This window comes from Orbaceae bacterium lpD01 (assembly GCA_036251705.1).
GTDB lineage: Bacteria > Pseudomonadota > Gammaproteobacteria > Enterobacterales > Orbaceae > Utexia > Utexia brackfieldae.
Genome location: CP133959.1, coordinates 413,222 through 428,483 on the forward strand (window position 1 = coordinate 413,222; position 15,262 = coordinate 428,483).

The 15,262-nt window shown below is 40.8% G+C and carries 12 protein-coding genes; all 12 read left to right on the forward strand.

The features are described 5' to 3' along the window. Entirely contained in the window at positions 1–2,430 is a 2,430-nt protein-coding gene (gene lon, locus RHO15_01840) for an endopeptidase La (GenBank protein WVD64280.1), read from the forward strand. Between the two features lie 130 nt (positions 2,431–2,560). Next, positions 2,561–4,417, forward strand: a complete 1,857-nt coding sequence (locus RHO15_01845) for a SurA N-terminal domain-containing protein (protein ID WVD64281.1) — start codon at positions 2,561–2,563, stop codon at positions 4,415–4,417. 147 nt (positions 4,418–4,564) lie between these two features. Further along, positions 4,565–4,873: a ComEA family DNA-binding protein gene (locus RHO15_01850; GenBank protein WVD64282.1), complete on the forward strand. Its 309-nt coding sequence runs from the start codon at positions 4,565–4,567 to the stop codon at positions 4,871–4,873. 361 nt (positions 4,874–5,234) lie between these two features. Then, complete coding sequence (locus RHO15_01855; GenBank protein WVD64283.1) at positions 5,235–6,236, forward strand: aspartate-semialdehyde dehydrogenase; 1,002 nt, start codon at positions 5,235–5,237, stop codon at positions 6,234–6,236. 2 nt (positions 6,237–6,238) lie between these two features. Then, positions 6,239–7,021 carry a tRNA pseudouridine(38-40) synthase TruA gene (gene truA, locus RHO15_01860; GenBank protein ID WVD64284.1) on the forward strand — a complete coding sequence of 261 codons (783 nt, stop codon included), beginning with the start codon at positions 6,239–6,241 and terminating at the stop codon, positions 7,019–7,021. 123 nt (positions 7,022–7,144) lie between these two features. Beyond that, positions 7,145–8,056 carry an acetyl-CoA carboxylase, carboxyltransferase subunit beta gene (accD, locus tag RHO15_01865; GenBank protein WVD64285.1) on the forward strand — a complete coding sequence of 304 codons (912 nt, stop codon included), beginning with the start codon at positions 7,145–7,147 and terminating at the stop codon, positions 8,054–8,056. Between the two features lie 5 nt (positions 8,057–8,061). Beyond that, on the forward strand, positions 8,062–9,345 hold the full coding sequence (gene folC, locus RHO15_01870) for a bifunctional tetrahydrofolate synthase/dihydrofolate synthase (GenBank protein ID WVD64286.1): 1,284 nt from the start codon (positions 8,062–8,064) through the stop codon (positions 9,343–9,345). Further along, on the forward strand, positions 9,338–9,907 hold the full coding sequence (locus tag RHO15_01875; GenBank protein WVD64287.1) for an SPOR domain-containing protein: 570 nt from the start codon (positions 9,338–9,340) through the stop codon (positions 9,905–9,907). The genes folC and RHO15_01875 overlap by 8 nt, the downstream gene beginning before the upstream one ends. A gap of 21 nt (positions 9,908–9,928) precedes the next feature. Further along, positions 9,929–10,414: a CvpA family protein gene (locus RHO15_01880; protein ID WVD64288.1), complete on the forward strand. Its 486-nt coding sequence runs from the start codon at positions 9,929–9,931 to the stop codon at positions 10,412–10,414. 47 nt (positions 10,415–10,461) lie between these two features. Next, the gene (purF, locus tag RHO15_01885; GenBank protein WVD64289.1) at positions 10,462–11,982 is read left to right on the forward strand and encodes an amidophosphoribosyltransferase; all 1,521 of its coding nucleotides are present in this window, start codon (positions 10,462–10,464) and stop codon (positions 11,980–11,982) included. A gap of 39 nt (positions 11,983–12,021) precedes the next feature. Then, on the forward strand, positions 12,022–12,594 hold the full coding sequence (locus RHO15_01890; GenBank protein ID WVD64290.1) for a UbiX family flavin prenyltransferase: 573 nt from the start codon (positions 12,022–12,024) through the stop codon (positions 12,592–12,594). Positions 12,595–12,911: 317 nt separating this feature from the next. Then, a complete protein-coding gene (rnr, locus tag RHO15_01895; GenBank protein WVD64291.1) occupies positions 12,912–15,257 on the forward strand; it encodes a ribonuclease R in 2,346 nt (781 codons plus the stop codon). Positions 15,258–15,262 lie beyond the last annotated feature (5 nt).

Sequence of the window (15,262 nt, forward strand, 5' to 3'; positions counted from 1 at the left end):
ATGAATAAAAAAAATTCCAAACAGATAAGCATGCCAATATTACCTTTGCGTGACGTTGTTGTTTTTCCGCATATGGCGATTCCTCTGTTTGTTGGAAGAAATAAATCTATTCGTTGCCTCGAAAGCGCAATGGAAATGGATAAACAAGTCTTTCTTGTGACGCAGAAGGATGCGGCCAAAGATGAACCAGAGTTTGATGATCTCTATTCTGTCGGTACAGTTGCCAATATCTTACAACTACTAAAACTGCCTGATGGTACGATCAAAGTATTAGTTGAAGGGGTTAGACGTGCGCAGTTAATTGATATTACGCCACATAGTTCTGGTGATTTTGATATGGCGGCTATCACGTTTTATCAGGAAGAAGAGAATCCGGCTTTCAATGAAGCGCTGGTTAGAGTTGTACTTTCCAACTTTGAAGATTATGCCAAGTTAAATAAAAAAATTACGCAGGAAATTATTGATTCGGTATTAGCGATCAAAAATCCTTCCCAGTTAGCCGATATTATTGCTGCGAATCTGTTTTTAAAAGTAGAACAAAAACAAGAAATTATAGCTGCACCTAGCCTGGAAAAAAGATTTGAATTGCTTATCTCGATGATGGAAAGCGAGATTGATTTGCTGCAAGTAGAGAAAAATATTCGTCAGCGCGTGAAGCAGCAAATGGAAAAAGCGCAAAAAGAGTACTATCTTAATGAACAAATTAAAGCGATTCACAAAGAGTTAGGCGATGTTGACAATAAAGCCGATGAGTTCGATGAACTGCTCGACAAAATAACTCGGGCTAAGATGCCAAAAGGGGCGAAAGATAAGACGCTAGCAGAGCTTAATAAGCTGAAAATGATGCCGCCGATGTCGGCAGAAGCAACCGTTGTCCGAGGTTATATTGACTGGATGTTACAGGTGCCATGGTTTAAGCGCAGTAAAGTGAAAAAAGATTTGCTGGCGGCTGAGAAAATCTTAGATGCTGACCATTATGGTCTTGATCGTGTTAAAGAACGAATTCTGGAATATTTAGCGGTACAAAGTCGTCTGAATAAGATCAAAGGTCCTATTTTATGTCTTGTTGGACCGCCAGGTGTGGGTAAGACTTCGCTAGGTCAATCGATTGCCAAAGCCACTGGTCGTAAGTACGTCCGTATGGCACTTGGTGGCGTACGCGATGAAGCTGAGATCCGTGGACATCGTCGCACCTATATCGGTTCTATGCCGGGGAAATTGATTCAGCGGATGGCGAAAATTGGTGTGAAAAATCCGCTCTTTTTGCTCGATGAGATTGATAAAATGGCTTCTGATATGCGCGGTGATCCGGCATCGGCGCTGCTTGAGGTGTTAGATCCGGAGCAAAACAGTGCATTTAACGATCACTATCTGGAAGTGGATTACGATTTATCTGATGTGATGTTCATTGCCACCGCTAACTCGATGAATATCCCAGGTCCACTACTTGATCGTATGGAAGTGATTCGTTTGGCGGGTTACACCGAAGATGAAAAACTCAATATAGCTAAACAGCATTTGGTTGCTAAGCAGATCAAAGATAATGGTTTAAAAGCAGCGGAGATAACGATCGAAGATAGTGCAGTGATGGGCATTATTCGTTATTATACGCGTGAAGCCGGTGTGCGTAGTTTGGAGCGTGAAATTGCCAAGATCTGTCGTAAGGCAGTGAAAAAATTAGCGTTCAATAAACGTTTGAAGAAATTGGTGGTCAATCAGGATAATCTTAAAGAGTATCTTGGCGTACCTCGTTTTGACTATGGTAAAACAGATAATCAAAACCGCATTGGTCAGGTAAATGGTTTAGCCTGGACTGAAGTGGGCGGTGATCTGTTAACGATTGAAGCGGTTAGCGTGGTCGGTAAAGGAAAATTGAACTATACCGGTTCGTTAGGTGATGTCATGAAAGAGTCGATCCAAACTGCGATGACTGTAGTACGTTCACGTGCGGATAAGTTAGGGATTAATCCTGACTTTTATGAAAAGCGTGATATTCATGTGCACGTACCTGATGGTGCAACGCCCAAAGATGGTCCGAGTGCCGGTATTGGTATGTGTACCACGCTCATCTCTGCACTGACAGGTAATCCAGTCAAAGCTGATGTGGCAATGACTGGCGAAATTACGCTACGCGGCGAAGTGCTACCTATCGGTGGCTTAAAAGAGAAATTACTAGCGGCGCATCGTGGTGGTATTAAAACGGTCATTATTCCGATTGATAATAAGAAGGATTTGGAAGAGATTCCAGCTAATGTCAAAGCTGAGCTAAGTATCCATCCGGTTAAATGGATTGATGAGGTTTTAGTGATTGCATTACAAAATAATCCTTTTGGTATTGAATCAATTAAACTGGATAAACCAAAAACCAGTGTGAAACGATCAGTCAAGAAGAGTAAAAGTTCATCCTCCGTCACTGATTCGATTAATTAAAATCTAATTGTTAATACATTTTGTTGATAGCACATCTGCCCAGATGTGCTATACTTTTATGCTTTACTTAATACCATAATAAATGATTCATTAATCATGAAAATTTATTCCACATGGAGAGTAACCGCATATGATGGAAAAAATTCGTAGTGCAGCGAATAATATTGTTGTAAAAGTTATTTTTGGTTTAATTATGTTATCCTTTATTTTTGCTGGTGCCGGTGGGCTATTTTCAGCAGGAAATAATGATCCAGAATTTATTGTTAAAGTTGATGGTAAAGGATTAAATCGTATTCAATATGAGAATGCGGTTCGTGATGAACTACAGAAAAATAATTTGAGTTCTGAAAATCCGGGTTCACCCATCGTTACTGCGGTTCGCCAAAATGTACTGAATCAACAAATTGATGGTTATCTTCGTGATAAGTTTATCGATGATTTGCATATTACGATCTCTAACGATCAGATCAAAAATATTATTCGTCAACATCCTATGTTTGCCGAGAACGGCCGTTTTAGTAGCCAGCGTTATGCTGAGTTTTTGCAGCAACAAGGCATCACTTCGGATATGTATGCCGAATATATTCGTAATCTATTGAAACAGCAGCAGGCTTTTGGTGGATTATTATATTCTGACTTTGTCTTACCTGCTGAAACCGATATCATGAATCTTAAAGATCAGACGCGGACCTTTTCCGCTGCACCGGTTTCTTTTAAAGATTTGGGGATTGAAAATAAAACATTTAGTGATGATGAAGCTTATGCTTATTATCAGCTACACCCAGAATTATTTACCGCTAATGTTGATTTAGTCAAACTCAACGTGTTACGTCTGCCGACTTCGACACTACTCTCCAGTATTAATCCCTCTAATACGGAGATTAAAGCCTATTACGAAAAACATCAGCAAACTTATGCTCAGCCAGCCCAATTCGCTTATAGTTCAATTGAAACTGACAGTCTTGAGCAAGCCAATACTATTTATCAAAGTTTGATTGATGGCGCCAATTTTGCACAATTAGCTTCGGAAAAGGGTTTATATCCATTACAACGTCAAAATAAAGGGACTATTGGCTGGTTTAGTGCCGATGAAGTGCCTGTCCTGATCAAACAGGCTAATCTGATTAAAGTCGGACAGTTCTCAAAACCGATTGCGCAAACCAATGGACATTATGTGATCGTCAGATTAGATGATATTCGCCCAGAAAAAATTCCGGCGTTAGATTCCATCGTGGCACAAGTTAAGGCTGATATGATTCAGAGTTTAGCCGATGAGCGTTTACATCACGCAGAAGATCAGTTAACACAATATATTAGCGAAGGATTGTCTTTGAGTGACATTGCCCAGAAGATGAATTTATCATCTGAACAGACTAACTGGGTGAGTAATAATATGGCGCCTTTAACGTTTTCAGCGGTGGGTGAAGCCGTCATGCAGCAGTTGGAGCAGGGCAGTAATAATCTCGATACGATTATGGGCCCGATCTATGTTGATGATAATGCGAGTTTGTATGTGATACAAATTACCGATCATCGACCTGCAGGACTGGCTTCATTTGATTCGGTGAAAGGTGATATTTTGGTTTCTTTACAAAATCAGGATCGTCAGCAACGTTTTCAAAATGCTGTGAATATGTTGGTCACCCAACTCAATAGCGGCGATGCAGCGGCAAAAGCAAAAGTTCATTTTGCGGCACCACAGACGATAACACGCAATGATCAAGCGATTCAAGCTGAAGTGGTTAGTAGTGTGTTTAACTTAATTCCGTCATTGGATAATAAGCCAGTTTATGGCATTGCCTACTTGCCTGATAATACAGCTGAGATTATCTCTTTAAATGGTATCGGTAGCCAGTCAGTTCAGTCATCAGCTGATGAAAACAGACAAGTGTTATTGTCACAATTACTTTCAACATCATCACAAGGTATGATGGGTACCCTAAAAGATGCTGCTAAGATTGAAGTGATGTCAAATAGCGGTTTGTGATTTAGTTCGTAATAATTCATCCCAAGATGTAATGATAAAAAGCCACGCGAGTGGCTTTTCTCATATTAAAAAGACAATCTGATGTTCCTCTGTATTCACTGGCATTTTGATTAAGCTAATTCAGCATTTAATCAAGGAGCTTGTAATATGAAATATTTTAAGATCGCTCAGTTATTTATTATCATTACATACTGCAGTATTGTCACTTTACCTATTTCCATGGCGGCAACCAAACCGACTGAGCAGATTCAGCAACACGTCGCACAAGTTAATATTAATAGCGCTTCTGCACAGGAACTGGCTGATAAGCTACAGGGAATTGGTTTAAATAAGGCGCAGCGCATTGTCGAATATCGTGAACAATATGGGCCGTTTGTCTCAATTGAACAACTGAAAGAAGTGAAAGGTATTGGCCAATCAATTTTAGATAAAAATCTTGATATTATTACCTTTTAAGCGGTGAATATAACGCTTGGCCAATAACGTTGTTTTATGTTATTTGGCTCACGCTGATTGGATAGCTTGTGCGTGAATAAGGTTTTCAATCGGTGAGTTGACACCTTTGACGGCAAGCTATCTCCTTTGTCTGTGATTATGCAGTATTACTGCTGATAATATCGTCTCAGTTGGCCTGCTGATTGTCTTTTCAGTCTCTTGATATTGGGATCTATTTTTTATCCTAATTTATGCATAAGAAGGTCTATTTTTAGTTGATTAGATAGTTTGAAATTCAATCGTTGCCGATATAAATTGGCTCAATTATTTTGCTATCTCATGTTATAATTGAGCCTAAATTTTTCTAAAAGGTATCTTATCTATGTCGGCATGGAATATTGCTGTTATTGGTGCAACTGGCGCTGTCGGCTCTGCTATTATTGATTTACTTGAAGAGCGTCAGTTTCCTGTAGCGGAACTGACGGTGTTTGCCAGCGATAACAATCTAGGTGAAACAGTTCGTTTCCAGGGCAAAACAGCGATAGTTAAATCACTTGATGAATCAGACTTTGATTGGTCAGCTGTCAATATTGCATTTTTTGCTGCTAGTGCTGCGGTGACGAAGCAGTATGCGGTTACAATAGCCGATATGGGCTGCGTGGTGATTGATCTAAGCGGTTTTTTTGCTAACCGACCAGAAGTGCCGGTTATTGTGCCGGGTATTAATAACCATGAATTGGCCGATTATCGTAATAGTAATATTATCACTGTAGCCAATGGTGTGACTTGTCAGCTGTTAAAGTCAGTATTAGCGATAACTGCTATCGACAACATTACACAGCTACATGTTAGTACATACTTACCCGCTTCATTTTATGGTAAATCCGCGCTTGATGGATTGGCCGGACAAAGTGTCCGTTTGCTCAATGGATTGAGTATTGATGAAACTCAGCTCGCTTTCAATCTTCAGCCGGTGATTCGCGCAACCAATGCATTATTACCAGAGGCAGAACTTGCTTTACAGTGTCGCCGTGTACTGGGTTGTGAGCAGTTACCCATATCCTTTGATTTTATCGATGTGCCGGTATTTTATGGTTTATCACAAGCCGTGAATCTGTCGATGCAATATCCTGTTGAATTAGAACAACTATCCGATAAGATTAATCAGTCTGCTGATATTGAACTATTACCAAATCAACAATTACCGACGCCGGTTTCTCAGCAAGAAGCGAACAATTGTCTTCGAATGGGACATCTACGCTATGCTTATACCGTACCTGAATTACTCCAGTTTTGGTCAGTTTCTGATAATGTTCGTTACTTAGGTGCTTACATGGCGGTAAATATTGCGGAATCGTTGATTGAAGAGTTTATAGGTTATTAGTGGTGAAGATAGCATTAGGTATTGAGTATAATGGATGTGCCTATTATGGTTGGCAGCGTCAAGAGACGGTGCCTTCTGTTCAGGCATCACTTGAACAGGCACTGAGTAAGATTGCCAATCAATCGATCTCGGTATTTTGCGCCGGCAGAACGGATGCTGGTGTACATGCTACTGGGCAAGTAGTACATTTTGAAACTGATGTTCATCGCGATAAAGTAGCCTGGACATTGGGGGTTAATGCTAATTTACCAAAGGATATCGCTGTTCGTTGGGCAACTGATGTACCGGATGATTTTCATGCACGTTTTAGCGCCTTAGCCAGACGATATCGCTATATTATTTATAACCATCCATTTCGTCCAGCTATCTTAGGTGCAGGCTTGTCACATTACCATCAACCTTTAGATGCTGATAGAATGCATCGTGCCGCACAATCTCTTTTAGGTGAGAATGATTTTAGTGCTTTTCGTGCCGCACAGTGTCAATCGAAATCACCATGGCGTAATGTGCATCATGTTACTGTTTCTCGTTGCAATCACTATATTATGATTGATATTAAAGCGAACGCATTTGTGCATCATATGGTCAGAAATATTGTCGGGAGCTTATTAGAAGTGGGTTATGGTAATCAATCAGAAAATTGGCTGGCTGAATTACTGGCCAGTAAAAACCGAACATTAGCAGCGGCAACGGCCAAAGCAGAAGGTCTTTATTTAGTCGAGGTTGATTATCCGGCTGATTATCAATTACCGCACGTGGATGTCGGTCCTTTATTTATGCGCTAAATTTTGATTGTCATCCTTGATTGTGATAAAAATTTCTTTAAGTAAAAGAAATAAAACTATTATTAAGTATTGTTGGAAAATGAGATACAATACAAAAAGTCAACATAATGAGAAAAGGTCAATATGAGTTGGATTGAAAAGATTTTAAATAAGAACACGATTTCTTCAGATCATAAAGCGAATATTCCCGGTGGAGTATGGACTAAATGTGATAGCTGTGCACAAGTTATTTATCAAGCTGAACTAGAGCGAAATCTAGATGTTTGTCCTAAATGCGATCACCATATGCGAATTTCCGCGCGTGTTCGTTTACGTCGTTTTCTTGATGAAGGTTCAGAAACTGAATTAGGCACAGATTTAGTGCCAAAAGATATTTTAAAATTTAAAGATTCTAAAAAATATAAAGATCGCTTGAGTGCTGCGCAAAAAGAGACGCATGAACGTGAAGCGATGGTGGTTATGCAAGGTACTTTGTATAGCATGCCGGTTGTCGCGGCCTCTTTTGAATTTTCTTTCATGGCCGGATCAATGGGTTCTGTGGTCGGTGCACTATTTGCCCGTGCGGCAGAGCAAGCGCTTGAAAATCGTTGTCCTTTAATCTGTTTTTCTGCTAGTGGTGGTGCGCGTATGCAAGAAGCATTATTCTCTTTAATGCAGATGGCCAAAACCAGTGCCGTGCTTGCCAAGCTTCAAGAAGCTGGCCTACCCTATATTTCCGTGATGACGGACCCAACAATGGGGGGGGTATCAGCGAGTTTTGCGATGTTAGGTGATTTGAATATTGCTGAGCCAAAAGCTTTAATTGGTTTTGCTGGCCCGCGTGTTATCGAACAGACTGTCCGTGAAAAATTACCGGAAGGCTTCCAACGCAGTGAGTTTTTACTTGAGAAAGGGGCACTGGATATGATTGTGCATCGTAAAGATCTCCGCCTTAAAATTGCTGGTGTACTGGCTAAGTTGATGAAAAAACCTAATCCCGTGGCACCAATGGTACACGAAGTCGATGTCATCATTAAACAAAATGGTCGTTATTAAATCGAATGGATAATAAATTAGAAGGTCAACCCAATGCCATGTCGACATTATCAACATGGCTTTGTTATTTGGAGCAACTGCATCATCGTCCGATAGAATTAGGATTAGCCCGTATTGAACAGGTCGCCTATACCTTAGAGGTATTAAAGCCAGCGCCTTATGTGATTACGGTTGCTGGCACAAATGGCAAAGGGACTACTTGTCGAATGCTAGAAATGATCCTCATTAATGCCGGATATCAGGTTGGTGTGTATAGTTCACCTCATTTAATCCACTATCGTGAACGTGTGCGTATCAATAATGCCTATCTTAGTGATGAGATGCACGTAAAGGCTTTCGAACTCATTGAGCAGGCGCGCAATGATATTTCGTTAACCTACTTTGAATATAGCACTTTGGCCGCCTTATTGTTATTTAAGCAAGCTCAATTAGATGTCATCATTTTAGAGGTTGGCCTTGGCGGTAGATTAGATGCAACCAATATCGTTGAATCTGATCTGTCGGTGATAACCTCGATTGCTTTAGATCACACCGATTGGCTTGGGGATAACCGTGAAAGTATCGGCCGTGAAAAAGCCGGGATTTTTCGTTTTAATCATCCTGCGATTGTCGGTGAGCCCGATATGCCAAAATCGATTGTTGACTACGCAAAGCTGCTCGATTCAACTCTATATACCTGTGAACCGAATCCAGGCGCTTCATGGTCTTATACGATCGCTGATGATAGCTGGTCTTTTGATGCTGATCGTCGTCATTATCGCAATTTACCTCTGCCGCATATTCCGATTGCGAATGCCGCTACGGCCATTGCCACTTTACTCTATTCCGCGCTCTCTTTTGATGAACGTTCACTTAGAGCGGCTTTAGAGTCAACGACTTTGCAAGGGCGAATGCAGATTATTGCCCATGATCCATTAGTGATTTTAGATGTGGCGCATAATCCACATGCCTCGAATTATCTTAATGAGCAGCTACAACGTTTGCGTAAAAAACAGCATTCCGATGGTGTGTTGCGTATGGTGGTGGGTATGCTGAAAGATAAAGATATTGAATCAACATTAAGTAAACTCAATGCGGATTACTGGTATTGTGGTTCACTACAGGGTCAAAGAGGCGCCCCTGCTGAAAAATTGGCGCAGTATTTACCAACAGAGAAAACCAAACAATTTAGTTGTGTTGTTGATGCTTGGCAATGTGCGCAATCCGAGGCTAGTAAGAACGACATTATTGTTATCTGTGGTTCTTTTCATACCGTTGCGCAAGTCATGGAATATTTAGGTTATGAATAATAGTACACGAAACCGTCTGATCGGTATCATTACGATTCTATTGATTATTACCATTTTTTTTCCTTATGTGTTGCGGCGTAAATCGTTCGACGATAGCGCCGCCATATCGTTGACTGTGCCGACAGCAAATCAACAACAAAATATTGTCAATAATACTGATCTGGATAATGACAGCGATACCGTTTCCGATCTGGATATGACGGATATCCCCACGGTAATTGCCACGCCGTCAACCCCTTCAGCATCAAGTCCTGCTGTGATTGACGCTGAGAATGACGCACATGCTGTTGCCCCCATAACACTGCCGACAACCTCTGCTGTTGTGGCCGATAAAAATTACAGCATTCAGCTGGTCGCCTTAAAGAATAAACAAAAAATAGAAGAGTTAGTGGCATTATTACGTCTGCACAACTATGACGTTTATACTGACCCGAAAGATCCAGCAGAAAACCAGATTATCCGATTATTTATTGGTCCTTATTCGTCAAAAGAACAGACTGAATTGGTGATTCTGGATTTAAAAAATTTAACTAAACTACAAGGTATTATTGTAGCGCGATAGAAAGGACAGGTTAGTCGCTTTATGCTTAATTGGATTGATTATACCATTATTGGAATTATTGTTTTCTCTGCAATTGTCAGTGTTATCAGAGGATTTGTGCGAGAAGCATTGTCGTTGGTTGGATGGATCTGTGCATTTTTTGTTGCCAGCCAGTTTTACTTTTATATCGCTGATTATTTCACCTACTTTCATGACACATTTATTCGTAATGCAGTGGCGATAGCCATTTTATTCATTGCCACACTGCTGGTCTGTTCTGTGATTAGTTATATCATTTGTACCATTGTGGATAAAACTGGATTGACTGGAACCGACCGTGTTTTAGGGATCTTTTTTGGGGTTGTAAGAGGGATCTTAATTGTATCAGCGATTCTGTTTTTTATTGATACCTTTACCGCGTTTTCTCAAAATCAGGATTGGCAGGATTCTCAGTTAATTCCGCATTTTAGCTATATTATTCACTGGTTTTTTGAGTATTTACAGAATAAATCAACTTTTTTAACGTGATGTGATTGATGACTTAATTATGGTAGTTTAAACCTTGAGGTGATTTCATGTGTGGCATCGTTGGTATTATTGGTTTTAGTCCGGTTAATCAGTCTATTTATGATGCTTTATCTGTCTTGCAGCACCGTGGGCAAGATGCGGCAGGAATTGTCACTATTGATGCCAATAACTGCTTTAAGTTACGCAAAGCAAACGGTTTAGTCAATGATGTGTTTCAGGCTCATCATATGCAGCGTTTGCAAGGTAATGTGGGTATTGGCCATGTCAGATATCCGACTGCCGGCAGTGCCAGTGTCTCCGAGGCTCAACCTTTTTATGTCAACTCTCCCTATGGTATTTCACTAGCCCATAATGGCAATTTAACTAATGCCACAGCGTTGCGTCAGCAAATCTTTGAGCAAGGTAAGCGGCATGTAAATACGAGCTCCGACTCTGAAGTGCTGCTGAATATTTTGGCGATTGAGTTAGATAAATTTCCAACTTATCCACTTAGCGCAGACAATATCTTCAACGCGATTAAACAAGTTCATCAGACTATTCGGGGTGCTTATGCCTGTGTTGCGATGGTCATTGGTCATGGCCTGATTGCCTTTCGTGATCCCAATGGTATTCGGCCGTTAGTGCTAGGTAAACGCGTTTTATTCGATAATAAAATCGAATATATGGTTGCATCTGAAAGCATGGCGATTGACGTACTTGATTTTGAATATATTCGCGATGTTGAGCCGGGAGAGGCGATTTATATTACCGAACAAGGTGAGCTGCTTTCACAGCAATGTGCCCAGAATCCTCGACATTGCCCTTGTATTTTTGAGTATGTTTATTTTGCCCGACCAGACTCGCTGATGAATGGTATCTCTGTCTATCAATCGCGTATCCATATGGGGCAAATGTTGGGCCAAAAAATCGCGCGTGAATGGGCTGATTTAGAGATTGATGTCGTCATTCCAATACCAGAAACCTCCTGTGATGCAGCATTAGAAATTGCCCGAATTCTAAATAAACCTTATCGTCAGGGATTTGTTAAAAACCGTTATGTTGGACGAACCTTTATTATGCCCGGTCAGACAATTCGTCGCCGCTCGGTCAGGCGGAAACTGAATGCTAATCGCACTGAGTTCGAAGGAAAAAATGTCTTATTGGTGGATGATTCGATTGTCCGTGGGACCACCTCTCAACAAATTTTAGAGATGGTTCGTTCAGTCGGTGCGAACAAAGTTTATCTGGCGTCTGCGGCGCCGGAAATTCGTTATCCCAATGTCTATGGTATCGATATGCCAACAGTACATGAACTGATTGCACATGAACGAACTGTGGATGAAATAGCGCGGCTTATTGGCGCTGATGCACTGATATTTCAGGATTTATCCGATCTAATTGAGGCGGTAAAAAGGGGTAATCCAGCTATTGAGCAGTTCGAGTGTTCGGTCTTTGATGGCCAGTATGTAACGAATGATGTTGATGAGCTTTATCTGAGTTCGCTTGATCGTCAGCGTAATGATATGTATAAAGAGACACTGTTACAGAAAGAAGCTGAAAATTTAGAAATATATAATGAAGGTCAGTAAACCGAGATTATATTTGATCGGTCAAACAAGGAGTTGATTTTGCGAAAACGTGTTGTTGTAGGCGTATCTGGGGCTAGCGGTGGAATTTATGCGATTCGATTGCTCAAGCTGTTAAAACAGATCGCCAGTATTGAAACGCACTTAATTATGACTGATTCTGCACAACGTTCGATGTCACTTGAAATGTCCGATGTAAAGTACGCATTAGCTGACATGGCGGACATTATTTATGACATTAATGATATCGCCGCAGCCATCGCATCTGGTTCTTATGAAACCGCCGGTATGATTGTTGTGCCTTGTTCGATTAAAACCTTATCCGGCATTGCGCATAGCTATAGTGACAATCTGCTGATTCGTGCTGCCGATGTCACCTTAAAAGAGAGACGGCCATTAGTCTTGAGTGTCCGGGAAACGCCGCTTCATTTAGGTCATTTGCGTTTAATGACCACGGCTTGCGAGCAAGGTGCCATTATTATGCCACCTTTGAATGCTTTTTATCATCAACCTAAAACGATTGACGATCTGATTGATAATTCAGTTAGAAGAATGCTGCAGCAACTCAAATTAGATATTGAGATTCCTAATTATCAGTCTTGGTCCGGTGGTTAGGCGCATCAGTCTTAATTTATTTATGAAAGACCAGTCGTATGGGCATTCACTCTTCCTAGATTGAATGTTAGGTCTGGTTGTCATTTCACTCTCTCATGCTATATTCCTTAGCATGGGAGCTCCCTTTAGTCCTTTCTCCTACATTTTGATTACCAGATAACAATCATTGTTATATTGACGATTTATCGGTTCTGATAAGTGGTTTTTATGCTTGATTGATGGCGTTTTTTTTCGTAGATTTTTCGTCATGAACAACCTATATCGAATTAACTTGTGGTATTCTTGAAGCAATTTTTATTAAAAGGAAAATAATTGTGATGAAAGATCCCTTTTTTGAACGTGAGTCAGAGAAATATGACTCACCGATAGCAAGCCGGGAACTCATTCTCTCTTATTTAAAAGAGATCGGTGCGCCCGCTAGCTTAGATAACATCGCCAAGGCGATGAGTCTAGATGGCGAAGAGCAAAAGGTTGCACTTCATCGTCGATTAAGAGCGATGGAACGTGATGGTCAGTTAGTTTTTACGCGTCGCAAATGTTATGCCCTACCTGAAAAATTTGCCATGATAAAAGGCTCGGTGATCGGTCATCGAGATGGTTTTGGTTTCTTAAGAGTCGAGGGTGTAAAGGAAGACTACTATTTACCACCAGATCAGATGAGATTAGTGCTGCATGGTGATGTTGTTTTGGCTCAGCCATTAATCAATAAATATAAAGGTAAGCAAGAGGCGCGTATTGTGCGTATTCTTGAGCCGAGAAATAATTTGATTGTTGGGCGCTATTTTATAGAACAAGAGATTGGTTTTGTTGTACCTGATGATGGCCGTCTAAACTTTGATATTTTGGTTGCAGAAAAACCAGATAAAACTGTCCGTATGGGAGCGGTTGTTGTGGTTGAACTCATCAAACGTCCTGAGCGTCGTCAAAAAGCCATGGGTAAAATTAAAGAAATTTTAGGTGAGAATATGGAGACCGATTTGGCGATTGAAATCGCTGTGCGTAACCATGATATTCCTCATCAGTTGCCTGATGCCGTGCTTGAACAAGTCGCTCATTTCAGCGAAGAAGTTCCGCAAACTGCCAAAAATGGTCGTGTCGATCTACGTGATTTACCTTTAGTTACGATAGATGGCGAAGATGCGCGTGATTTTGACGATGCGGTTTATTGTCAGAAAAAACGGGGTGGTGGTTGGCGACTATGGGTTGCGATAGCCGATGTCAGTTATTATGTTCGGCCACAAACACCGCTAGATAAAGATGCTTGCTCAAGGGGAACCTCGGTTTATTTCCCTTCTCGGGTTATTCCGATGTTACCGGAAGTGTTATCAAATGGGCTATGTTCTTTGAATCCCCAGGTTGATCGTTTATGTATGGTCTGTGAGATGAGCATTTCAGCTAAAGGTAAATTAACCGCCGCTAAGTTTTATGAAGCAGTAATGAATTCTCATGCGCGTTTAACCTATACCAAAGTTGCTAAGATGCTGAAGGGGGATGCTGAGCTCAGAGAGCAGTATGCTGCTTTAGTCCCTGATTTAGAAAATCTTTATGCGTTATTTAAAGTCCTCGATCAGACTCGTCAGGAGCGCGGTGCGATTGGTTTTGAATCACCAGAACCGAAATTTATTTTTAATGCCGATAAACGTATTGAACGGGTTGAAGTGGCAGAGCGTAATGATGCACATAAAATTATTGAAGAGTGTATGATTCTGGCCAATGTGGCGGCAGCAAAATTTGTTGATAAAGCAAAAGTCCCCGCTTTGTATCGTATTCATGATATTCCTGATAGTGAACGTGTCGCTAATTTACGCACGGTATTAAGTGAATTAGGTTCAACATTGACCGGCAGCGAAAAACCATCACCAAAAGATATTGCTCAGTTACTAGATAAGACTGCTGATCGGCCTGATCACGAGATGATCCAGACACTGGTTTTGCGCTCGATGAAGCAGGCTGTTTATGATCCGGAAAATCGTGGCCATTTCGGGTTAGCACTTGATTCTTATGCCCATTTTACTTCTCCTATTCGTCGTTATCCTGATCTGTTATTGCATCGTGCCATTAAATGGTTGCTTGCGCATCAAGCTGAGCAAGAGAGTCAAACCGGTGGGTATCTGTATAGTATGGAAGAGATGCTCTATTTGGGCCAGCAATGTTCAATGGCTGAACGTCGTGCAGATGAAGCAGTTCGTGATGTGGTGGATTGGCTGAAATGTGACTTTATGCAAGACCATGTCGGTGAGGTTTATGCGGGTATTATTGCCAGCTTGACTAATTTTGGCTTTTTTGTTCGTTTAGATGATCTTTATATTGATGGACTTGTTCATGTTTCATCATTAGAAAATGATTACTACTCTTATGATGCATCGCGACATCGATTGATCGGTGAAGCTTCTGGTTATGTTTACCGATTAGGCGATAGGGTGAAAGTAAAAGTTGAATCAGTCAATCTTGACGATCACAAAATTGATTTAGTGTTAATTGATAGTGAGAAGAAGCCAAAACGTTTAGGTAAGACGGCTAAACAACGTGAAAAAGCGAGTGATAAGCCGGTTGTTCGTCGCGCTAAAAGTAATAAAATAGAGCGAAGTTCTAAAATAGACAAAAAGCGTAAAGATTCTCGTTCAACGTCTAAAAGCGCAACTAAAAAGCGTGTTAAAAAGTAGAAGAT

Excerpts from the sequence above, each read along its gene's own strand:
- RHO15_01845 (WVD64281.1), top strand. The coding sequence starts at position 2,561 with ATGATGGAAAAAATTCGTAGTGCAGCGAATAATATTGTTGTAAAAGTT.
- RHO15_01850 (WVD64282.1), top strand. The coding sequence starts at position 4,565 with ATGAAATATTTTAAGATCGCTCAGTTATTTATTATCATTACATACTGC.
- RHO15_01875 (WVD64287.1), top strand. The coding sequence starts at position 9,338 with ATGAATAATAGTACACGAAACCGTCTGATCGGTATCATTACGATTCTA.
- folC (WVD64286.1), top strand. The coding sequence starts at position 8,062 with ATGGATAATAAATTAGAAGGTCAACCCAATGCCATGTCGACATTATCA.
- RHO15_01880 (WVD64288.1), top strand. The coding sequence starts at position 9,929 with ATGCTTAATTGGATTGATTATACCATTATTGGAATTATTGTTTTCTCT.
- lon (WVD64280.1), top strand. The coding sequence starts at position 1 with ATGAATAAAAAAAATTCCAAACAGATAAGCATGCCAATATTACCTTTG.
- accD (WVD64285.1), top strand. The coding sequence starts at position 7,145 with ATGAGTTGGATTGAAAAGATTTTAAATAAGAACACGATTTCTTCAGAT.
- purF (WVD64289.1), top strand. The coding sequence starts at position 10,462 with ATGTGTGGCATCGTTGGTATTATTGGTTTTAGTCCGGTTAATCAGTCT.
- RHO15_01855 (WVD64283.1), top strand. The coding sequence starts at position 5,235 with ATGTCGGCATGGAATATTGCTGTTATTGGTGCAACTGGCGCTGTCGGC.
- rnr (WVD64291.1), top strand. The coding sequence starts at position 12,912 with ATGAAAGATCCCTTTTTTGAACGTGAGTCAGAGAAATATGACTCACCG.